The organism is Anaeromyxobacter sp. SG64 (genome assembly GCF_022690745.1).
In the GTDB taxonomy this organism is placed as follows: Bacteria; Myxococcota; Myxococcia; order Myxococcales; family Anaeromyxobacteraceae; genus Anaeromyxobacter; species Anaeromyxobacter soli.
Genome location: NZ_JALCZB010000052.1, coordinates 1 through 20,223, shown reverse-complemented (window position 1 = coordinate 20,223; position 20,223 = coordinate 1). Strand labels below are relative to the sequence as shown.

At 74.2% G+C, this 20,223-nt stretch carries 16 protein-coding genes and 1 pseudogene; 11 read left to right on the top strand and 6 right to left on the bottom strand.

The features are described from left to right. Position 1: 1 nt before the first annotated feature. Positions 2-1,873: an ATP-binding protein gene (locus MNZ29_RS15415; protein WP_242355791.1), complete on the bottom strand. Its 1,872-nt coding sequence runs from the start codon at positions 1,871-1,873 to the stop codon at positions 2-4. A gap of 318 nt (positions 1,874-2,191) precedes the next feature. On the opposite strand from MNZ29_RS15415, the gene MNZ29_RS15410 reads away from it, so the two are divergent. After that, positions 2,192-2,827: a DUF47 domain-containing protein gene (locus MNZ29_RS15410; RefSeq protein ID WP_242355789.1), complete on the top strand. Its 636-nt coding sequence runs from the start codon at positions 2,192-2,194 to the stop codon at positions 2,825-2,827. Between the two features lie 30 nt (positions 2,828-2,857). Then, complete coding sequence (locus MNZ29_RS15405) at positions 2,858-3,919, top strand: inorganic phosphate transporter (protein ID WP_242355787.1); 1,062 nt, start codon at positions 2,858-2,860, stop codon at positions 3,917-3,919. 70 nt (positions 3,920-3,989) lie between these two features. Here the strand turns inward: MNZ29_RS15405 and MNZ29_RS15400 are convergent, their stop codons facing one another. Together MNZ29_RS15400 and MNZ29_RS15395 are read right to left on the bottom strand one after the other, a co-directional pair. Beyond that, the gene (locus MNZ29_RS15400) at positions 3,990-5,003 is read right to left on the bottom strand and encodes a radical SAM protein (RefSeq protein WP_242355785.1); all 1,014 of its coding nucleotides are present in this window, start codon (positions 5,001-5,003) and stop codon (positions 3,990-3,992) included. A gap of 73 nt (positions 5,004-5,076) precedes the next feature. Next, positions 5,077-5,708 (bottom strand): annotated as a pseudogene (locus MNZ29_RS15395) (DNA-3-methyladenine glycosylase); the annotation flags it as partial. Between the two features lie 210 nt (positions 5,709-5,918). Between MNZ29_RS15395 and MNZ29_RS15390 the strand changes: the two are divergent. The 6 genes from MNZ29_RS15390 to MNZ29_RS15365 all read left to right on the top strand — a co-directional run bounded on the left by MNZ29_RS15390 (position 5,919) and on the right by MNZ29_RS15365 (position 12,206). Next, complete coding sequence (locus tag MNZ29_RS15390; protein WP_242355782.1) at positions 5,919-6,671, top strand: hypothetical protein; 753 nt, start codon at positions 5,919-5,921, stop codon at positions 6,669-6,671. Next, a complete protein-coding gene (locus tag MNZ29_RS15385; protein ID WP_242355780.1) occupies positions 6,652-7,383 on the top strand; it encodes a hypothetical protein in 732 nt (243 codons plus the stop codon). The genes MNZ29_RS15390 and MNZ29_RS15385 overlap by 20 nt, the downstream gene beginning before the upstream one ends. Before the next feature lie 11 nt (positions 7,384-7,394). Continuing rightward, on the top strand, positions 7,395-8,858 hold the full coding sequence (gene pyk, locus MNZ29_RS15380; protein ID WP_242355778.1) for a pyruvate kinase: 1,464 nt from the start codon (positions 7,395-7,397) through the stop codon (positions 8,856-8,858). A gap of 23 nt (positions 8,859-8,881) precedes the next feature. Then, positions 8,882-10,105 (top strand): Xaa-Pro peptidase family protein, encoded by a 1,224-nt coding sequence (locus MNZ29_RS15375; protein ID WP_242355776.1) that lies wholly within the window; start codon positions 8,882-8,884, stop codon positions 10,103-10,105. Then, positions 10,102-11,568 carry an MBL fold metallo-hydrolase gene (locus MNZ29_RS15370; protein WP_242355774.1) on the top strand — a complete coding sequence of 489 codons (1,467 nt, stop codon included), beginning with the start codon at positions 10,102-10,104 and terminating at the stop codon, positions 11,566-11,568. The genes MNZ29_RS15375 and MNZ29_RS15370 overlap by 4 nt, the downstream gene beginning before the upstream one ends. Before the next feature lie 116 nt (positions 11,569-11,684). Then, positions 11,685-12,206 (top strand): hypothetical protein, encoded by a 522-nt coding sequence (locus tag MNZ29_RS15365; protein WP_242355772.1) that lies wholly within the window; start codon positions 11,685-11,687, stop codon positions 12,204-12,206. A 163-nt stretch (positions 12,207-12,369) separates the two neighbouring features. Here MNZ29_RS15365 and MNZ29_RS15360 read toward each other — a convergent pair whose 3' ends face one another. The 3 genes from MNZ29_RS15360 to MNZ29_RS15350 form a co-directional block, all read right to left on the bottom strand. Continuing rightward, a complete protein-coding gene (locus MNZ29_RS15360; RefSeq protein ID WP_242355770.1) occupies positions 12,370-12,885 on the bottom strand; it encodes a hypothetical protein in 516 nt (171 codons plus the stop codon). Positions 12,886-13,052: 167 nt separating this feature from the next. Continuing rightward, on the bottom strand, positions 13,053-13,562 hold the full coding sequence (locus tag MNZ29_RS15355) for a toxin-antitoxin system YwqK family antitoxin (RefSeq protein WP_242355768.1): 510 nt from the start codon (positions 13,560-13,562) through the stop codon (positions 13,053-13,055). Position 13,563: 1 nt separating this feature from the next. Further along, the gene (locus tag MNZ29_RS15350; RefSeq protein ID WP_242355766.1) at positions 13,564-14,967 is read right to left on the bottom strand and encodes a sigma-54 dependent transcriptional regulator; all 1,404 of its coding nucleotides are present in this window, start codon (positions 14,965-14,967) and stop codon (positions 13,564-13,566) included. Between the two features lie 151 nt (positions 14,968-15,118). On the opposite strand from MNZ29_RS15350, the gene ftsH reads away from it, so the two are divergent. The 3 genes from ftsH to MNZ29_RS15335 all read left to right on the top strand — a co-directional run. Then, positions 15,119-16,978, top strand: a complete 1,860-nt coding sequence (gene ftsH / locus MNZ29_RS15345; RefSeq protein WP_242355764.1) for an ATP-dependent zinc metalloprotease FtsH — start codon at positions 15,119-15,121, stop codon at positions 16,976-16,978. A 318-nt stretch (positions 16,979-17,296) separates the two neighbouring features. Further along, positions 17,297-18,742, top strand: coding sequence for a phospholipase D-like domain-containing protein (locus MNZ29_RS15340; RefSeq protein WP_242355762.1), 1,446 nt, complete (start codon positions 17,297-17,299; stop codon positions 18,740-18,742). 79 nt (positions 18,743-18,821) lie between these two features. Next, a partial coding sequence (locus tag MNZ29_RS15335) for a hypothetical protein (RefSeq protein WP_242355760.1) occupies positions 18,822-20,223 on the top strand: 1,402 nt, incomplete at its 3' end.

Sequence of the window (20,223 nt, the reverse complement as noted above, 5' to 3'; positions counted from 1 at the left end):
TTCAGGCGAGGTGCGCCGCCGTGGCGGCCGGGAGGAGGACGGTGACAGCGGCGCCGGCCCCCTCCTCGCTCTCGACGAGGATCTTTCCTCGGTGCGCCTCGACGATGCTGTGCGACACCGATAACCCGAGACCCACGCGGCCCGCCTGGTCCTTCGTGGTGAAGAAGGGATCGAAGATCCGCTCGCGGAGGCCGGCCGGGATGCCCTTTCCCGTGTCCGCGACGCGCAGCCGGATGGCCTCACCGTCGATCGAGCCGAGCGACACCTCGAGCGTGCCGCCGCGGGGCATGGCGTTGATCGCGTTCTCGACGAGGTGCGCGACCACCTGCTGGAGCTGGACCACGTCGCCCTGCGCGTCGGGGAGCGGCTCGTCGAAGCGGGCGCGGACCGCGATGCCGGCCGCCCGCAGACGATCCTCGTAGAGGTCGAGCGCGGCACGCACCGGGCGCACGAGCGAGAACCGCTGGCCCTGGGCGGACCGCTCCTGGTCCGCGAAGCTGCGCAGGTCCTCGATGACGCGGGCGACGCGCGCCGCCTGCTCCTGCGCGTTCGCGATGAGCTCGCCCTGGGGGGAGCCCGGACCGAGCTGCTTCCTCACGATGGCGAGGTACCCGGTGATCGCGGTCATCGGGTTGTTGAGCTCGTGGGCGATGCCGGCGCCGAGGGAGCCCAGCGCGGCGAGGCGGCGCGTGCGGAGGATCTGATCCTGCGCGGCCTTGAGCTCGGCCGTGCGCTCCTCGACCCGCGCCTGCAGCTCGCGGTTCCAGCCGCGGATCTCCTCGTCGCGGCGCCGGATCTCGGCGGTCATCCGTCCGAAGGCGCGCCCCAGCTCGGCGATCTCGTCCCGGCCGCGCGCCTCGACGGGCGTGCCGTAGTCGCCCGCCGCGATGGCCGCGGCGGCGGACGAGAGCCGCTGCACCGGCCGCGTGACCCGCCGCGCGAGGAGCGTCCCCACCGCGAGCGCGAGCAGGATGGCGAGGCCGGCGATCGTGACGGTGTAGGCGCCGAGGTTCTGCGCCGCGGCGAAGGCGACGGTCGCCGGCTGCGCCACGACCGCGCCCCAGCCGTACGTCCCCACCGGCGCGAAGGCGGCGAGCCATCGCCGGCCGTCCGCGCGCTGGACGAGCCGCGAGAGGGCGCCGGTCCGCGCGGATCCGAGCTCGGGCAGCGCCTTCTCCTCCCGTGCGATGCGTCCGTCCGGCTCCCCGTGCGCCAAAAGCTCCCCGCGCCCGTCCACGAGGTAGGCGACGCCCGCGCCCTTGCGCGTGAGCGCGGACACCCGGGTCGCGACGTCGGTGAGGACGATCTCGGCGGCGAGGGTGCGCGTCGGCTCGAGGCGCAGCGCGACCGCGAGGCGCGGGACGCCGTCCGCGCCACGGTAGGGCTGGGACAGCTCGAGCCTCCCGACCTCGGCGGGCGGCGCGGGCAGGCGCCGCGCGAAGGAGTCGAGCGCGTCGTCCGTGACCTGGACGCGGCCCGCGAGGGGCGCATCCTCGGGACGGGCGTCGGCGGGCGAGCGTGGGACCGGGACGAAGATGGGCCCGGCCACGGGGGACTTGTCGTCGTCGACGATGGCGAGGATCGAGAGGAACGGGAGCTGCCGGTACTGGAGCCCGAGGATGTTGCGGAGCTCGGAGCGCGAGTAGACGTCGAGCGGCAGCACCGCGCTCGTGGAGAGACGCAGGTTCTCGAGCGCCCCCGAGACGAACCGCTCGGTGAAGAGGGCCAGATCCTCCGCCGACTGCTCCTGCATGCGCCCGACGGTCCGCTGCAGCTCGGCCCGGCTCACCGTGTACGAGGCGATGCCGAGCAGGGCGACCGGAAGGACGCCAACGGCGAGGAGCAGGAGGCCGATCTTGGCGGCGAATCGCATGTGCGGTGACAGGCCCTCGGGTGAGCGCGTGCGCGCCCGGGTCGGGAACGCGAGGCGGAGCGATCCTGTTCCGGCGTCCCGCCCTCCCGGGACGTCCAATATGAAAGGTCACCGCACGAGCGAGCAAGCCTCTGGGTGGTGGGATGGCCTACATGCGGCCACTCATCCCCGGAAAAACACTCGGTTTCCCACTTCAGGACCACCCCGTTAGGGGGATGATGTTTTGAGCGCCAAGGGCCGGGCGCGGCACGGCTCCGTTGGACTGCCGTGCGAGGTCGAGTATGGTTCGCGCGCCTTGCCGCACCCCGGAGCCCTTCCATGACACTGCTCGAGAAGCTGATGCCGAAGTCGGACGACTTCTTCTCCGACTTCGAGGCCCAGGCGGCCACCGTGGTGGAGGGAGCGAAGCTCCTGAAGGCGCTCCTCGACGACTTCACGGACGTGCCGGCGAAGGTCCAGGCCATCAAGGACGTCGAGCACCGCGCGGACGACATCACCCACCGCGCCTTCGCCCGGCTGCACACCCAGTTCATCACGCCCTTCGATCGCACCGAGATCCACCGCCTGCTGTCGCGCATCGACGACGTGCTCGACCTCGCCGACGCCGCGGCGGAGCGGCTCGGGCTCTACGATCTCGACCAGGTGCTCCCCGACGCGCGCGACCTCGCCGCGGTGCTCGTCGCCCAGTCGGAGAAGATGCGCGAGGCGGTGGCCGGACTGCGGGACATGAAGAAGAACCCCGGCAGGATCCTGGAGGCGTGCAAGGAGATGAACGTCCTCGAGAACCAGGCCGACACGCTCACGCGCCGCACCATGGCGAAGCTCTTCAAGCGCGGCAACGACCCGCTCACGGTCATGAAGTGGAAGGAGATCATCGATCTCATCGAGACCGCCACGGACCGCGCCGAGGACGTCGCGAACGTGCTCGAGGGCGTCGTCCTCGAGCACGCCTAGCGCAGAACGCCGCACGATCAGCCCCCCTCCATGCTCCTCCCCATCGTCGTCGGGCTCATCCTCGTCGCCCTCGCGTTCGACTTCCTCAACGGCTTCCACGACGCCGCGAACTCGATCGCCACCGTCGTCTCGACGCGCGTGCTCTCGCCGCTGTGGGCCGTGGCGTGGGCCGCGTTCTTCAACTTCATCTCCGCGGCGCCCGTGCTGTGGGGCGTCGAGCTCAAGGTCGCCGCGACCATGGGCAAGGGCATCGTGCAGTTCGACCAGCTCCGCACCCACGGGACGCCCCTCGTCCTCACCGTGATCTTTGCCGCGCTGATGGGCGCGATCGTCTGGAACCTCCTCACCTGGTGGTGGGGGCTGCCGTCCTCGTCCTCGCACGCGCTCGCTGGCGGCATGATCGGCGCCGCCCTCCCGCCGCTCGGCGTCGGGGGCCTCATCGGCTCGGGCATCGCCAAAATCGCGGCGTTCATCGTGCTGTCGCCGCTCATCGGCATGGTGCTCGGCTCGCTGATGATGGTCCTCACCGCCTGGGTGGTGCGGAAGAGCACGCCCGCGCGCGTCGACCACTGGTTCCGCCGGCTGCAGCTCGTGTCGGCCGGCATCTTCAGCTACAGCCACGGCACGAACGACGCGCAGAAGGTCATGGGGATCATCTCGGTCGTCCTGTACGGCACGATCTGGGCGGACCGCGTCTCGGCCGCGGACGTGGCGCACAAGTTCCCGGTGCCGTTCTGGGTCGTGCTCGCCTGCCACGCCGCCATCGCGCTCGGCACGATGTTCGGCGGCTGGCGCATCGTGCGGACGATGGGCCACAACCTGACGAAGCTCCAGCCCATCGGCGGCTTCTGCGCCGAGACGGGCGGCGGCGTCACCATCCTCGCCCTCGCCCACTACGGCATCCCGGTCTCGACGACGCACACCATCACCGGCGCGATCGTCGGGGTGGGCTCGACGAAGGGCACGCGGGCGGTGCGCTGGGGCGTGGCCGGGCGGATCGTCTGGGCCTGGATCCTGACCATCCCCGCCTCGGCGGTGGTGGCCGCGATCGTCTTCTTCCTGACGCACGCGATCGTCAGGGGGCTCTCGTAGACGACGGCTCCGCGCGGCGCCGCCAGCCGGTACGCGCGGCAGCGGCGATCCCGCTCGGCGCTCTTTCGCCTCAGCTGCGTGATCGCGAGGCGAGCATGCCGCACGCGGCGTGCTCGTCCTGCCCGCCCGAGTAGCGCCGCACGATGGGCTGCCCCGGCAGCGCGCGCCCGAGCGCGTCGCGGAACGCGTTCCACTCCGCCTCGTCGGGCGGGCGGTAGCGTCCGCTCGCGTCGTTCACGGCGATGGGGTTCAGCCGCACCGGGATGCCGGCGAGGAGCTGGCCGAGCGCGGCGGCGTCCTCCTCGCCCGTGTTCACCCCGGAGATCATGACGTACTCGAGCGTCACGCGGCCGCGCCTCGCGGCGTGCTCGCGGATCGCCTCCACGAGCTCGTCGAGCGGGAACCCGAGCTCGATGGGCATGAGCGCGCGCCGCTTCCAGGGGATCGCGGCGTTGAGCGAGACGCACAGCCGGAACTTGTGCCCCTCCGCCGTGTAGCGGCGGATCATGGGCACCACCCCGGCCGTGGAGATCGAGATGCGCCGCGCGTCGATGCGCCCGCCGGCCGGGTCGCACAGCGTGTAGGCCGCATCGAGCACCGCGTCGTAGTTGAGGAACGGCTCTCCCTGGCCCATGAAGACGACGCCGGTGACGGGGCGGACGGCGTCCGCGCGGACGTGGAGGAGCTGCGCCACGATCTCCCAGGCGCGCAGGGAGCGCACGAGCCCGAGCGCGCCGGTCGCGCAGAAGGCGCAGGCGAGCGCGCAGCCCGCCTGGGAGGAGAGGCAGACCGTGTGGTGCGTGTCGAAGAGCGGGATGCGCACCGCCTCGACGCGCGCGCCGTCCGGCAGCTCGAAGAGGTAGCGGCGGAAGCCGTCCCTGGCGTCGACGGTCGTGACGCGGCGCAGCTCGCCGGGCGTGGTGAGCGCCTCGACCCGATCGAGCACCTCGCGCCGGACGTTGCGCGCCGAGCGGAGCGGCGCGCCCCGGCCGATCACCGCGCCGGTGATGCGCCGGGCGTCGTCGAGGGCGATGCCGGCCCGCGTCGCGAGGGCGCGGCTGTCCTGCCCGAGGAGGTGGAGCACGCGGCGCACCATAGCCCAACTCCGGCCGGCGGGAGCCCTCGCCCGGGCGAGAGGTCTCCCCCTCGGCGGCTCGTGGCTTCCGGCCGCGGGACCGATCCCGGACGCGGGGCGAGGACGCGCTCAGGGCCGCCCGCGGCGGACGCGCCGCCACGCGCCCGGCGCGCGGCTCACGAAGGCGTTCCCCTCGAGGGCGAAGCGCCACGGCCGCTCCGCCCACGGGCCGGCGTAATCCACGTTCACGCGGCGCGCGGCGATGATCGGCTCCCGGGGCGACGACGCGTCGAGCACGAACAGGTCGTCTCCGGTGAGCTCGCGGCCGTTGTCGTGCTCGCGCCGGATGCCGAGGGCGCGGCAGAGGTTGCCCGGGCCGCGCGTCGAGTGGAGGCAGCCCTCGACCGGCTCGCCCGCGCGGAGCAGCACCGCGGAGGGGAACCCCTCTCCGCCGGTGACCACGTTCATGCAGTGGCTCGTGCCGTAGATGAGGTAGACGTAGGCGACGCCGGGCGGCCCGAACATGACGGCGGCGCGGCGCGTCGGGCCGAAGCGGGCGTGGGAGGCCAGGTCGTCCGGGCCGTGATACGCCTCGGTCTCCACGATGCGCGCGGCGCGACGCACTCCGCCGTCGCAGTGGACGAGCACCTTCCCGAGCAGGTCGCGCGCCACCTCGCGCGTGTCGCGGGCGTAGAACTCCCGGTCGAGCTTCATCAGGAGCGCCGACGGTACCAGCCCGGGACCGGCGGGCGTCAAGCGCCCCCCGCGGATGACCCGGCGACGTTCGGGTAGAGCCCGTCGCGAGGCGCACGATGGCCTCGCCGAGGGCAGAGGCGTGCGCCGCAGCAGGGATCACCCCAAGCGGACAGCGCCGCTACTTTCCCGGGACGGCTCCGGTGGTGCGCGCTAGGCTCCCTCCTCGCCGTGCGGCCCCTCGCGATCATCCTCGTCGTCGCGGCTCTGGGAGCCGCCGGGAGCGCCCGCGCCGAGCGCGATGGCCCGAGCGCCGCCCGGGCCGGGCCGGCGCCGGCCGCGGGCCTCTCGCAGGAGGAGCCGCAGCCGCAGCAGCCGCCGTCCGAGCCGCCGCCGGCGAGCGGCGAGACCTACGTCACCGGCGACGACCGGGACTTCGAGCCGGAGGTGCCCGCGCGCTCGCTCGCGCTCGGCCCCGTCCCCCGCGGCGGGATGATCGCGTCCCTCGACCTCGGCTGGCTCCGCAGCGGTCTCCGCGCGGACATCGGGCTCGCGAGCTGGCTGAACCTCGTGCTGCGCGCCGACTCGCTCCTGCTGTACGAGCGGTTCGGCGGCCAGAACGGAATCTACGCCGGCCTGCGCACGTCCTTCACGCCGCAGGGGACGGTGCGCGGGAGCGCGGAGCTCACCGTCGGTCAGATCTTCGTCCCGGCCGACGTCGCCACGGCCAACCTGACCGCGATCCGCGGCTCCGTCGCCGCGGGGGTGGTGCTCGACTGGGCCACCTTCTACGGGCGCGCGGACGTCCGCTGGCTGTCCGGCACGCAGCGGGCCGGGCCGGGCTGGGTCCACGACGCGGAGCTGGGCGCCGGCGTGGAGCGCGCGATCGGGAGGTTCATCCTTGGCGCCGAGGGCTTCGTGTGGGCCAGGCCGGGCCTCTCGAAGCTCGGCCAGTGGAGGCTCCGTGCCGGGTTCGCGATCTAGCGCCGCCGCGCTGTCCCTCGCGCTGGCCCTCGCGGCCTGCCAGACGCGCGACGTCGAGACGAGGCCGTTCCACGTGGAGGTCGCCCGCTCGGACGCGGGGAGCTTCCTCCTCGACGCGCGGGCCGCCTTCCGCTTCACCGGGACCGGCGCGCGGCTCGAGCCGACGGTGCTGCGCGTGGCGGGCGTCGTGCCGGAGGGGGGCGGTGAACCCTTCGACGTGACGCTGAGCTTCCGCGCGGACGCGACGGGCGGGCTCGCGTACCCGGCGCAGTTCGACGGCGCGCAGCTCACGGTGACGCTCCTCTCCGATCCCGCCGGCAAGGGCCCCGTGGGCGAGCCGCTCAACTACCCCGGCTTCCGCATCGAGACGACCGGGGTCCTCGCGGCGGACGTGCGCCAGTTCGCGGTCGTGGAGTCCGCCTACGAGGGCGAGAGCGGCACGGACGCGATCCTCGTCGGGCCGCTCGAGATCCGGGTCCGCGACGACTGGACCGAGTTCGAGCCCGCCGAGTGCGGCCCCGTCTACTACGACTTCCTCGAGGTGACCGGCGACGACGAGGTCATCAGCCTGAGCCGTGGGGAAAGAGGCGACCTGTCGATCGCCGCGCCGGACCCGGAGCGGTGGACCGTCCTGCACGCCCTCTCCTGGCACCGGCGCGGAACTTGCGGGAACCAGGCAGAAGCCTGGACGCAGTTCGCCGCCTGGCGCTAAACGATGTCCCCATGCGCCGCGCCAAGATCGTCGCCACCCTAGGTCCCGCCTCGTCCGATCCCGACGTCCTCCAGCGCCTGCTCGGCGCGGGGGTGGACGTCGCGCGGCTCAACTTCTCGCACGGGCACCACGAGGATCACGCCCAGATGCTCGATCGCATCCGCACGGCCTCGCGGCACCTCGGCCGCGCCGTCGCGGTGCTGCAGGATCTCCAGGGCCCGAAGATCCGCACCGGCCCGCTCGCCGTCGGGCGAGAGGGCGTCCGGCTGGAGCCCGGGGCGGAGATCGAGATCACCACCGAGGCCGAGGTGAAGGGCGACGCGCACCGCGTCTCCACCACGTACTCGCACCTCGCCGAGGACGTCCGGCCGGGCGACCGGCTGCTCGTGGACGACGGCCTCATCGAGCTGCGGGTCCTCGGGACGGACGGCGTGCGGGCCCGCTGCGAGGTGGTGGAGGGCGGCATCCTGCGCGAGCACAAGGGCATCAACCTGCCCGGCGTGACGCTGCGTGCCGAGGCGCTCTCCGACAAGGACCGCGCCGACATCGCCTTCGGGCTCGCCCACGGCGTGGACGCGGTGGCGCTCTCGTTCGTGCGCTCCGCGGACGACGTGCGCGCCTGCCGCGACGAGATGGAGCGCGCCGGCCGCATCGTGCCGGTCATCGCGAAGATCGAGAAGCCGGAGGCGCTCGGGGCGATCGACGCGATCATCGAGGCCGCCGACGGCGTCATGGTCGCCCGCGGCGACCTCGGCGTGGAGATCCTCCCCGAGCGCGTGCCGCTCCTCCAGAAGGACATCTGCCGCCGCGCCAACATCGCGGGGAAGCCGGTCATCATCGCCACGCAGATGCTCGAGTCCATGATCGAGCACCCCCGGCCGACGCGCGCCGAGGCCTCCGACGTGGCGAACGCGGTGTGGGACGGCGCGGACGCGGTGATGCTCTCGGCCGAGTCCGCGAGCGGCCGCTTCCCCGTGAACGCCGTGCAGATGATGGACCGCATCGTGCGCGAGGCGGAGACGAGCCCCTCGACGACCGGGGTCTTCGACGTCCCGCGCGGCCCCGCGCCCTTCAACCTCGTCACCTCCGCCGCCGCCTGCGAGGCGGCCGAGGCCGCCGGCGCCGTCGCGATCTGCTGCTTCACCCTCTCCGGCACCACCGCGCGGCTCCTCTCGCACTTCCGGCCGCGCGTGCCGATCATCGCCTTCTCGCCCGACCAGTCGATCCGGCGCAGGCTCGCGCTCTACTGGGGCGTCGTGCCGCGCATCATGGAGCCGGTGAAGAGCGCGGACCTCATGGCCGAGCTCGTCTCCGACCGGCTGCTCGAGGAGGGCGTCGTGAGCCCCGGCGACCGCGTCGTCCTCGTCCACGGCTCACCGCTCGGCATCACCGGCGCCACGAACTCCATCCGCCTGCACGAGATCACGCACCCCTCGGACCGCGGCCCGGCCCAGCGCTACCGCGTGCCCATCTAGCACCCAGGGAGATCCTCGACGACATGGCCTCTCCGACCCCCGCCGCGCCCATCCCCGCCGCCGGCCTCCCCGCCCTGCAGCGCGCGCTCGCCGAGGCGAAGCTCGACGCCTGGCTGCTCTACGACTTCCACGGCCAGAACCCGACCGCGGTGAGCGCGGTGGGGCTCGAGGGCCACATGCTCACCCGGCGCTGGTTCTACCTCGTGCCCGCGGCGGGCGAGGCCGTGGCGCTCGTGCACGCCATCGAGCTCGGCTCCTTCCCGCCCGAGATCCCCGGGCGGCGCGAGAAGTACGCCTCCTGGGCCTCGCTGCTCGACGCGCTCGGGCGGCTCCTCGGGGCCCTTCGGCCCGGCGCGCGCGTGGCGATGGAGTACTTCCCGAAGGGGGCCATCCCGTACCTCTCGCGCGTCGACGCGGGGACGCTGGAGCTCGTGCGCACGTTCGGCGTGGAGGTCGTCTCCTCGGCGGAGCTCGTCCAGCGCTTCCTGTGCCGCTGGGACGCGGCGCAGGTGGAGAGCCACCGCCGCGCGCTCGCCGCGATCGACGCCGCGAAGGACGCCGCCTTCGCGCGCATCGGCGAGGCGCACCGCGCCGGCGAGACGCTGCTCGAGACGGACGTGCAGGCGTTCCTCATGGAGCGCTTCGCGGCCGCCGGGCTCGAGACGGACCACCCGCCCATCGTGGCGGTGAACGCCCACGCGGGCGATCCGCACTACGAGCCCTCGGAGCGGACGCCGACGCCCATACGCCCGGGCGACCTCGTGCTCATCGACCTGTGGGCCCGCGGCACGGGCCCCCGCGACGTGTACGCGGACATCACCTGGGTCGGCTACTGCGGCGAGCGTCCCCCGGAGCGGCTGGAGCGGATCTTCCGCGTCACCGCCGACGCGCGCGATGCGGGGCTCGCGGCGCTCGAGCGCGCCCACCGCGAGGGCAAGACGCTGCAGGGCTGGGAGGTCGACCGCGTCGTCCGCGATCACATCGCCGCTCAGGGCTTCGGCGAGAAGTTCGTCCACCGCACCGGCCACTCCATCGGCCTGTCGGTCCACGGCGACGGCGCGAACCTCGACGACCTCGAGACCCACGACACCCGCCCGCTCGTGCCCGGGCTCGGCTTCTCGATCGAGCCCGGCATCTACCTGCCGGAGGAGGGGCTCGGCGTGCGCAGCGAGATCGACGTGTTCCTCGCCGACGACGGGCCGAAGGTGTTCTCCAAGATCCAGCGGGAGCTCGTGCGGATCCGATGACCGCCTCGCCCGCCGCCGTCGCCACCGCGGTCGTCCTGTTCCGCGACGGGCCCGCCGGCCACGAGGTGTTCCTCGTGCGCCGCGGCGTGGAGCGGCGGTTCGCGGCGGGGTTTCACGCCTTCCCGGGCGGGCGGCTCGATCCGGAGGACGCGGAGCTGGAGGTCCCCGGGCACGCGGGCGAGGCGGCCGCGCTCGTCGCCTGCGCGGCCCGCGAGCTCTTCGAGGAGACGGGGGTGCTCCTCGCGCGCCGCGCGGGCGAGGCGCCGTCACGGGCGAAGCTCGCCGAGGGACGGCGCGCGGTGCTCGACGGGACGCTCCCGTTCCGCGCCTTCCTCGAGCGGCACCGCCTCGCCCTCGACCCCGCTCGCCTCGCCCCCGCCGGCCGCTGGATCACCCCACCGCACCTGCCGCTCCGCTACGACGCGCGCCTCTTCCTCGTCCGGCTCGCGTCGCACGACGCCCCGGAGGTGTGGGCGGGCGAGCTCGCGGCCGGCGCGCTCGTCCCGGTGGCGCGGGCGCTCCGCCGCTGGGCCGCGGGCGAGCTGCTCCTCCACCCGCCGAACCTCCACGCGCTGCGGGTGCTCGCGCGCCCGGGCGAGCCGTCCCTCGCGGCGCTCTCGGCGCCGCCGCACTGCGACGCGTTCGTCTCCCGGCGCATCGAGTTCCAGGAGGGCTTCTTCCTCGCCGCGCTGCGCACGCCCACGATCCCGCCGGCGACGCACACGAACGCCTGGCTCGTCCCGGCCGGCGACGGGCTCGCAGTCGTCGATCCCGGCGCGTCCGATCCGGCGGAGCAGGCGGCGCTCCTCGCAATGCTCGACGCGCTCGCCGCGGAGGGGCGGCCGCCGCGCGCGGTGTGGCTCACGCACGTCCACCCCGACCACACCGGTGCGGTCGCCCGCGTGGCGGAGCGCTACGGCGTGCCCGTCCTCGGCCACCGGCTCGCCGCCGGGCGCGTGCCGGGAGGCGTCGAGGTGCGCCCGGTGCGCGACGGGGAGCTGCTCGGCGGCCGCTTCCGGGTCCTCGAGACGCCCGGCCACGCGCGCGAGCACCTCGCCTTCCTCGACGAGGACACCGGCGCGCTCGTGTGCGGCGACATGGTCTCGACCCTGTCGACCATCGTCATCGACCCGCCGGAGGGCGACATGGCCGAGTACGAGCGGCAGCTCGAGCGGCTCCGCGCGCTCGGGCCCCGCACGCTCTACCCGGCGCACGGGCCGCCCGCGCCCGCGGCGCCGGAGCGGCTCGGCGCCTACCTCGCGCATCGCCACGCGCGCGAGGCGCTCATCGCCGCTGCGCTCGACGAAGCCCCGCGCTCGCTCTCCGCGGTCACGGCGCTCGCCTACGCGGACACCCCGCCCGCGGCGCTCCCCCTCGCCGAGCGCAGCTGCCTCGCTGCGCTCCAGAAGCTCGCGTCCGAGGGGAGGGTCACGCAGACGGGGGAGGGCTGGCGGAGAGCCTGATCGCGGATTTCCGAGCGGCACCTCGGGAATGCCACGCGCACCCACCGCCAGAATTCCCCAAACCCCCGAAATTCCGCACGGGGGAACGGGCACGTGCGTTGCAGCCGGACGGTCCCATGCTCCCCCGCGCGTCAGCCGCCCGCGTCGGTCTCCTGCTGGTGTCGGCCTTCCTGGTCGGCGGCGCCTCGACAGAGGTGGCGGTCCGGACACACGGGGCGATCGCCCGCGCCCGCGCCGAGCGCGAGATCGGCTCGGCAGGCCAGCTCGTCGCGCTGGAGCTCAGGGATCCGAGCGGCGAGGTCGTGGCGCGCCCGCGGATCATCGCCCCCGCCGGCAAGGCCGCCGAGGTGGTGCTTCACGAGCCCGGCGAGGCGGGCGCGGTGCGCGTCGCGTTCCGGGTCGAGGCGGTGCGGGACGCGACGGGCGACATCTCGCTCGCGTACGCCCTGTGGGTGCCGGGACACGACGTGAAGGCGAGCGGGACCGTGCAGCTCACGCCGGGGGTCGAGCAGCGGATCGCGCTCGCGGACGGCGCGCTCGTCGCGACCTGGCTCGCCGTGCCGGTCCCCTCGGCCGCGCTCGACGCCTACCTCGAGAGCGAGTCCGCGCCCCGGCGCGTGACGCGCCGGGACAGCTGAGCTTCCGGTAGCGAGGGCGCGGCACGGCGGCGGCTCGAGCCGTCGCCGGCGCCTCCGTCGGGGAGAGGTGCCGCGGTCACGGACCCGCGGCCCGGGAGAGGATCACTCAGGGCGGCGGAAGATGGCGCTGTTCGCGGGGTGATCGCCAACCGCCGACCCTCGTTCAGCGCTCGCCTTCGATCGCCTTGGCCTCGCTCTCGAGCCGCGCCGCGTCTGCGAGCACGAGGCGGAGGCGGTGCGCGAGGAGCTGCCGCTGCTCGACGAGCACGCGGAGCCGGCGGTGGCGCTCCGGATCCTGCCCGGTCGTGAGCGAGGCGCCGAACTGGGCCATGCGCAGCTCGTTGCTCGCGGTGGTGATGCGGATGTCGAGCGCGTGGATCGCCGCCGCGAGGCGGTCGGCCTCGTCGCGGGCGGCGTCGGCCCGCTCGCGCAGCTCGTCGGGAGAGGGCGGCAGCGCCGTCGGCAGCGCGCCCTCGCGCTGGAGCTCCGCCTCGATGGCGCCGGCGACCTCCTGCGCGCGCACGAGCAACCGCTCCAGCTCGCGGCGAACGTTCTCGCCGTGGATCTGGCGGAGCTTCAGCTCCTGGATCCGGCCGGCGAGGGCGTCGAGCTCCGCGCGATGCGCCTCGAGCTCGGGAGGCGCGCAGAGGAGCAGGGCGAGGGCGAGGCCTTCGAACATCCGCGGGTCTGGAGAGCAACCCACGTGCCCGCGCGCGTCTCGCCCCGGATCAAGCACTTACACGCCGCGCGCGGGGCCGGACTTGCGCAAAGCCGTCGGAAGCCTCGGAAATCCGTCACGCACCCGTCACGCGCCCGGGGGATGCCGGGGCCCTCGTCCGCGCCTCGTCAGGGCGTGAGCGACGGCACCCCGTACTCGCCGCTGCCGACGAGGCTCCCGCGCTCGTCCCAGCTGCGCCAGGTGCCGCACTGGACGCCGCCGCAGCGGCGGCCCTCGGTGCGCTTCGCGCCCGACGGCCAGTAGGCGACGAAGCGCCCGTGCGGGACTCCGTCCCGCCACTCCGCCTCCTCCTCGCGCGCGCCGGAGGGGCCGAACACCGTCCAGAGCCCCGTCTTCGCGCCGTCCGCGTAGCTCCCCGCGACCGCCACACCCCCGCCGCGGTGATGCTCGACGAAGGCGCCGTCGCGCTTGCCCGCGCGGAACCGCTCCTCGACCCACAGCCCGCCGTCGTCGTAGTAGCGGCGCGCCGGCCCCTCGCGACGCGGCTGCCCCGCCGCGTCCTTCGCCTCGCACCACTCCTCGAAGCCCTCGGGCGGCGCGAGGCCGCGGTGCTCCGCGCCGGGCGGACACTCGAGCGGCGCGGCGGCGAGCGCGAGCGCCAGGGCGAGCGCGGTCACTTCAGAGCTCCTCGGCCTTCTCGCCGGCCTTCACGATCCCGTACTTCTCGAGCTTGTAGTAGAGCGCCGAGGGCTTGATGCCGAGGAGCCGCGCGGTCTCCGCCTTCACGCCGCGCGCCTTCTCGTAGGCGGCGAGGATGAGCTGCCGCTCGAGGTCCTCGAGGATGTCGGTGAGGCTCCGATCGCCGCTCGGCACCGGGAGCGAGGGCGCGGGGGGCGCACGGCGCACGCCCTCGGGGAGATCGCGCGGCCGGACCACCTCGCCCTCCGCGAAGACGAGCGCCTGCTCGATGACGTTCTCGAGCTCGCGCACGTTGCCCGGCCAGCGGTGGCGGCGGAGCAGCTCCACCGCCTCGGGCGCGAGCCCCGTCACGGCGCGGCCCATGCGCGGCGCCAGCCGGCCCACGAAGAACCGCGCGAGCTCCTCCACGTCGCCGGGCCGGTCGCGCAGGGGCGGCAGCACGATGGGCACCACGTTGAGCCGGTAGTAGAGGTCCTCGCGGAACCGGCCGCTCTCGACCATCTGCGCGAGGTCGCGGTTCGTGGCGGAGACGACGCGGACGTCCACCTCCACCGTCTCCTCGCCGCCCACCCGCTCGAACTGGCGCTCCTGCAGGACGCGCAGGAGCTTCACCTGCACGGCGGGCGGGATCTCGCCCACCTCGTCGAGGAACAGCGTGCCGCCGTTCGCGAGCTCGAACCGGCCGAGCTTGCGGCGGATGGCGCCGGTGAAGGCGCCCTTCTCGTGGCCGAACAGCTCGGACTCGAGCAGGCCCTCGGGGATGGCGGCGCAGGAGATCGACACGAACGGCTGCTCGCGGCGCGGGCTCCCGTCGTGGATGGCCCGCGCGACGAGCTCCTTGCCGGTGCCGGACTCGCCGAGCACGAGCACCGTCGCGCCGGTGGCGGCGACCTTGCGCACCTGATCGAGCACGCGCCGCATCGGCTCGGAGCTGCCCACGAGGCCGTGGGAGCGATCGCGCCCGAGATCCTCCTCGAGCGCCTCGGCCCGGGCGCGGGCGTTGCGCGCGCCCTTGCGCTCGCGCGCGATCTCGATGGCCTTCTCCACGCGGGCGCGGAGCACCTCCGGCGAGAACGGCTTCTCGATGAAGTCGATCGCCCCTTCGCGCATCGCCTCGACCGCGACGGCGATGGTGCCGTGCGCGGAGACGACGAGCACCGTCGCGTCCGGATCCGCCTCCCGCAGCCGGCGCACCACCTGGATCCCGTCCACCGGGACCATGCGCAGGTCGGTGACCACCACCTCGGCGGGCTTCTTGCGGTAGGCGGCGATCGCCTCGGCGCCGCCGCGCACGGCGAGGACGTCGTGGCCCAGGCGCGAGAGGGCGATCGCCATGCCCTCGCGGACCGCGTCGTGATCGTCGGCGATGAGGATGCGAGCCATCGGGGGCCAGAGTGTAACCGACGCTCCCCCAGGGACGCTCGCTCGCTCGCCCTCGTTTTTCCGAAGGTCTGGCTGCGACATTTCGTGTTTGTCATCGCCCGCAGGGTGGTTACGGATCGGGAGACGCCGCATTTGGCGGCGGGAGCCCTCGATGCCCCTCGACAAGAAAACCACCAGCTTCAACCTCGGCTACGTCCTGCTCGCCGCCCTCGGGGTCATGCTCCTGCAGAACTGGTGGTCCCAGTCGCAGGCGGTCCAGACCCTGCCGTACAGCGAGTTCCAGAAGCTCGTCCGCGAGGACAAGGTCGTCCGCGTGGTGGTCTCGCAGGACGACGTGCAGGGCGAGCTGAAGGAGCCGCTCAACGGCAAGACGCGCTTCGTCACCACCCGGGTCGACCCGGAGATGGCGAAGGAGCTCGACCAGCACGGCGTCGTCTACGCGGGCCGCTTCCAGAACGAGCTCGTCCCCCTCATCTTGTCCTGGGTCCTCCCCATCGCGCTCTTCTTCGGGATCTGGGTCTTCCTCGGGCGCCGCATGGCGAAGCAGCTCGGCGGGCCCGGCGGCGGGCTCATGGCCATCGGCAAGTCGAAGGCCAAGGTGTACGTCGAGACCGACACCAAGGTGACCTTCGGGGACGTGGCCGGCGTCGACGAGGCGAAGGCGGAGCTGAAGGAGGTCGTCGAGTTCCTGAAGGACCCGAAGCGCTACGGCCGCCTGGGCGCGCGGATGCCGAGGGGCGTCCTCCTCGTCGGGCCGCCCGGTACGGGCAAGACGCTCCTCGCGAAGGCGGTCGCGGGCGAGGCCGGGGTCCCCTTCTTCTCCATCTCCGGCTCGGAGTTCGTGGAGATGTTCGTCGGCGTCGGCGCCGCGCGCGTGCGCGATCTCTTCGAGCAGGCCCGGCTGAAGGCCCCCGCCATCATCTTCATCGACGAGCTCGACGCGCTCGGCCGCGCCCGCGCCTCCATGCCCGGCATGATGGGCGGCCACGACGAGAAGGAGCAGACGCTGAACCAGCTCCTCGTCGAGCTCGACGGCTTCGACCCGTCGGTCGGCATCGTGCTCATCGCCGCCACGAACCGGCCGGAGATCCTGGACCCGGCGCTGCTCCGGGCCGGGCGCTTCGACCGGCAGGTTCTCGTCGACCGGCCCGATCGCGTCGGGCGCGCGCAGATCCTGGAGGTCCACACGCGCAAGGTGAAGCTCGCCCCCGGCACGAAGCTCGACGAGGTGGCGGCGCTCACGCCCGGCTTCACCGGCGCCGACCTCGCGAACCTCGTGAACGAGGCGGCGCTCGTCGCGACCCGGCGCAACGCCGACGAGATCACCATGGAGGACTTCAACGTCGCGATCGAGCGCATCATCGCGGGCCTGGAGAAGAAGAACCGGCTCCTCAACCCGCGCGAGCGCGAGATCGTCGCCCACCACGAGCTCGGCCACGCCTTCGTGGCGCAGGCGCTGCCCGGCACCGACCCGGTCCACAAGATCTCGATCATCCCGCGCGGCATCGGCGCGCTCGGCTACACCATCCAGCGGCCGACCGAGGACCGCTACCTCATGACGCGCGAGGAGCTCGAATCGAAGATGGCCGTGCTCCTCGGCGGCCGCGCCGCGGAGGCGGTCGTGTTCGGCCACTACTCCACCGGCGCCGCCGACGACCTCGCCAAGGTGACCGACATCGCGCGCAACATGGTCACCCGCTACGGCATGGACGGCTCGCTCGGACCGGTGACCTACGAGTCCGAGCCGGAGGGCTTCCTCGGCCAGGTGACCGGGACGCGGCGGCTCTACTCCGAGGAGACCGCGCGCGAGATCGACGTCGCGGTGCGCGAGACGGTGGACGCCGCCTTCCAGCGCGCCCGCGCGATCCTGCTCGACAACCGCCCGCTCCTCGAGGAGTCCGCGAAGGAGCTGCTGCGCCGCGAGACGCTCGCCGGTGACGACCTCGCCGCGACGCTCGGCCGCGTCCGCGCCGAGGGCACGCGCGTCGCCGCGGCGGCGCCGGTAGTCTAGCGGGGGACTGCGTCCCCCGCCCCGCCGACGGCTGACCGCCGTCGTCGGGGCCCCACCCCCGCTCGGCGGGGCCCGTGAACGGTCGCGCCCGCTTCGCGGGTTCGCGACCGTTCCCCGCCGGGAGGGATTGCATCCCTCCCCGTCGCTTCGCGACGGGGCCCCTCCCTGCGAGCTGCGCCTGCGCTCGCGCGACCCACAGTGCGCGCCTCGAGCACCGCGTCGTCGGGGACCATCCTGATCTCTGCACCCGGTTTGGGGGCGTTCACCGCGGGCGCACACGTTCGGCCCCCGACCGTCCCTCGACCGCGGCGTCGAAGGATGCTTCCATCGACGATCGTGCTCGAGGAGCTGTGGACCATCACCGCGGCGGTGTTCACGCTCGTGATCGCGCTCGTCGCGAGCGGGCACGCCGTGCTCCACAAGCGCGACGTGCGCGCCGCGCTCGGCTGGGTGGCGTTCATCTGGCTCGCGCCGGTGGTCGGCGGCGCCGCGTACCTCGTGTTCGGCGTGAACCGGATCCGCCGCCGCGCCAAGGAGCTGCGGCTGCCCGAGCGCCGCGCGCGCGCGCCTGGGGACGAGGCCGCGCCCGCGCCGCCGCTCGCGCCGGAGGCGGCGCACCTCGCCGGCCTGCACGCGCTCGGCGACGCGGTCGTGCGCCGGCCGCTCCTCGCCGGCAACTCCGTGGAGCTTTTGCCCGGCGGCGCGGTGGCCTATCCGGCGATGATCGCCGCGATCGAGTCGGCGCGGCGCTCGGTCACCTTCTGCACCTACATCTTCGACCCAGGCGTCGCGGGCGAGGCCTTCGCGGAGGCGCTCGCGCGGGCGCAGGCGCGGGGCGTCACCGTGCGCGTCCTCGTGGACGCGGTCGGGGCGCGCTACCGCTTCCCGCCCGTGCACACCCGCCTGCGCCGGCGCGGCATCCGCACCGAGCTATTTCTCCCGCGGGTCACCCCTGCCTTCCTGCCCTTCGTGAACCTGCGCAACCACCGCAAGATCCTCGTCGTGGACGGGCGCGTCGGGTTCACCGGCGGGATGAACGTCCGCGACGACTTCCTCCCGCCGCCGGGCGGCGGACCGCCGTTCATGGATCTGCAGGTGAAGGTCGACGGGCCCGTGGTCGCGCACCTGCAGGGCGCCTTCGCCGAGGACTGGCTCTTCACGACGGGGGAGTCGCTCGAGGGCGACGCGTTCTTCCCGCCCATCCGGCGCGCGGGGGAGGTGGTGGCCCGCGGCGTGGCGGACGGCCCCGACGAGGACTTCGAGGCGATCCGCTGGGTGCTCCTCGGCGCGCTCGCGACGGCGCGGCGGAGCGTGCGGATCGTGACGCCGTACTTCCTGCCCGACCCCGGGCTCATCACCGCGCTCTCGGTGGCGGCCATGCGCGGGGTGGCGGTGGACGTCGTGCTGCCGGAACGGGGAAACCTGCCGCTCGTGCAGTGGGCGCAGACGGCGCAGCTCTGGCAGGTCCTCGACCGCGGCTGCCGGGTGTGGATGACGCCGCCTCCGTTCGATCACACGAAGCTCATGGTGGTGGACTCCGTCTGGACGCTCGTGGGCTCGGCGAACTGGGACCCGCGCAGCCTGCGGCTCAACTTCGAGCTGGCGGTGGAGTGCTACGACCCGAACCTCGCCGCCCGGACCGAGGCGCTCGCCGAGGAGCGCATCGCGCGCGCCCGCGAGGTGACGCTCGCCGACGTGGACGCCCGTACGCTGCCCGTGAAGCTGCGCGACGGCGTGGCCCGGCTCCTCTCGCCTTACCTGTGACCCGACGCCGCTCCCGCGCCGGGAGGTGCCCCGCGGAGGCGGAGCCGGCGACCGGGGAGGGCCCTTATGCTCCGGGCGCATGTCTCGAGCACGCGCCGCCGCGGCGGGCCTGGCGCTCCTCGCCGCCTGCGCCCACGCGCCCGGTCCCGGGGCGCGCTTCGTCTGCCCGGCGCGGGGCGGCCCGCCGTGGAGCGAGCTCACGACGGAGCACTTCGTCGTCTCCTCGGACGTCCGCCGGGGCGAGGCGGTCGAGCTCGCGCGCGAGCTCGAGGAGGTGCACGCGTGGGTCGTGGCGGCGCTCTTCCCCCGCGACGCGCCGAGGCTCGAAGGCCTCGTGCGCGTCGTCGCCTTCCGCACCCCGGAGGAGCTCGACGAGTTCGCGCCGCCCGGCCTGCGCGCGCTCTTCTCGCACAACGGCCTCGGCGAGCCGGTGATCGTCCTGCCCGGCGCGCTCGGCCCCGCGGCGCGGCTCCTCGTCGCCCACGAGCTCACGCACGTCGTGGCGTACCACGCCTACCCGCGCCAGCCGCGCTGGTTCGGAGAGGGGCTCGCCGGGCTCGCCGAGGCGGAGCGGGACGAGACGGGGCGGCCGGTGTTCGGGCCGCTGCCGGCGCACCGCGCGCGCGGGTTCCTCACGCACCCGGTGAGCGTGCCCGAGCTCTTCACCTGGGACGGACGCCCTCACGACGGGCGCTACCACGACACCGCCACCGTCCTCGTGCACTACCTCCTCGCGCGCGAGCCGGAGCGCCTCGCGGAGCTGCGCCGCCGCCTCGCGCGCGCCGAGGAGCCGGCCCGGGCCTGGCGGGAGGTGTTCCCGGCCTGGGATCCCGCCGGCGGCCACCCCGAGGCGCTCGATCCGGCGCTCCTGCAGCACGCGCGGGCGGCGCTCGCGCCCGGGGGCGAGCGCCCCCGCATCGCCGTCCCGGTCGACCCGGTGCGCGCCGCTCCGCGCGCGCGCACCCTCTCGCCCGGCGAGGTGCACGCCACGCGCCTCGCGCTCACGCGGTTCTCCCGCGGCGACGCGCGCGCCGGCGCGGCGGAGCGGGCGGAGATGGAGGAGGCGCTCGCCGAGGATCCCGATCACGTGCTGGGACTTCAAGTAAAGGCCGCGCTCGACGGGCTCGAGCCGCTCCCCCTCGCGCGGCGCGCCGTGGCGAGCCACCCGGAGGACGTGCGAGCCTGGCTCTGGCTCGCCGCGGCGGCGCGCCCCGCGGGCCTCGAGGCGGAGCGGTTCCACGCGCTCGAGCGGGCGGTGGAGGTCGCGCCCAAGAGCGCGATGGCGGCGAACAACCTCGCCTGGAACCTCCTCCTCCGCGGCGACGCGCGCGCGGCGCTGCCGCTCGCCGAGAGGGCGGCGGCGCTCTCTCCCGGCGACCCCATGATCCTCGACACGCGCGCGGGCGTGCTCGAGGCGCTCGGGCGCTGCCCCGAGGCGCTCGAGACCGCGGAGCGCGCGCTCGAGCTCGTGCCCGAGGACG

Excerpts from the sequence above, each read along its gene's own strand:
- MNZ29_RS15415 (WP_242355791.1), bottom strand. The coding sequence starts at position 1,873 with ATGCGATTCGCCGCCAAGATCGGCCTCCTGCTCCTCGCCGTTGGCGTC.
- MNZ29_RS15410 (WP_242355789.1), top strand. The coding sequence starts at position 2,192 with ATGACACTGCTCGAGAAGCTGATGCCGAAGTCGGACGACTTCTTCTCC.
- MNZ29_RS15405 (WP_242355787.1), top strand. The coding sequence starts at position 2,858 with ATGCTCCTCCCCATCGTCGTCGGGCTCATCCTCGTCGCCCTCGCGTTC.
- pyk (WP_242355778.1), top strand. The coding sequence starts at position 7,395 with ATGCGCCGCGCCAAGATCGTCGCCACCCTAGGTCCCGCCTCGTCCGAT.
- MNZ29_RS15375 (WP_242355776.1), top strand. The coding sequence starts at position 8,882 with ATGGCCTCTCCGACCCCCGCCGCGCCCATCCCCGCCGCCGGCCTCCCC.
- MNZ29_RS15370 (WP_242355774.1), top strand. The coding sequence starts at position 10,102 with ATGACCGCCTCGCCCGCCGCCGTCGCCACCGCGGTCGTCCTGTTCCGC.
- MNZ29_RS15365 (WP_242355772.1), top strand. The coding sequence starts at position 11,685 with ATGCTCCCCCGCGCGTCAGCCGCCCGCGTCGGTCTCCTGCTGGTGTCG.
- MNZ29_RS15360 (WP_242355770.1), bottom strand. The coding sequence starts at position 12,885 with ATGTTCGAAGGCCTCGCCCTCGCCCTGCTCCTCTGCGCGCCTCCCGAG.
- MNZ29_RS15350 (WP_242355766.1), bottom strand. The coding sequence starts at position 14,967 with ATGGCTCGCATCCTCATCGCCGACGATCACGACGCGGTCCGCGAGGGC.
- ftsH (WP_242355764.1), top strand. The coding sequence starts at position 15,119 with ATGCCCCTCGACAAGAAAACCACCAGCTTCAACCTCGGCTACGTCCTG.
- MNZ29_RS15340 (WP_242355762.1), top strand. The coding sequence starts at position 17,297 with ATGCTTCCATCGACGATCGTGCTCGAGGAGCTGTGGACCATCACCGCG.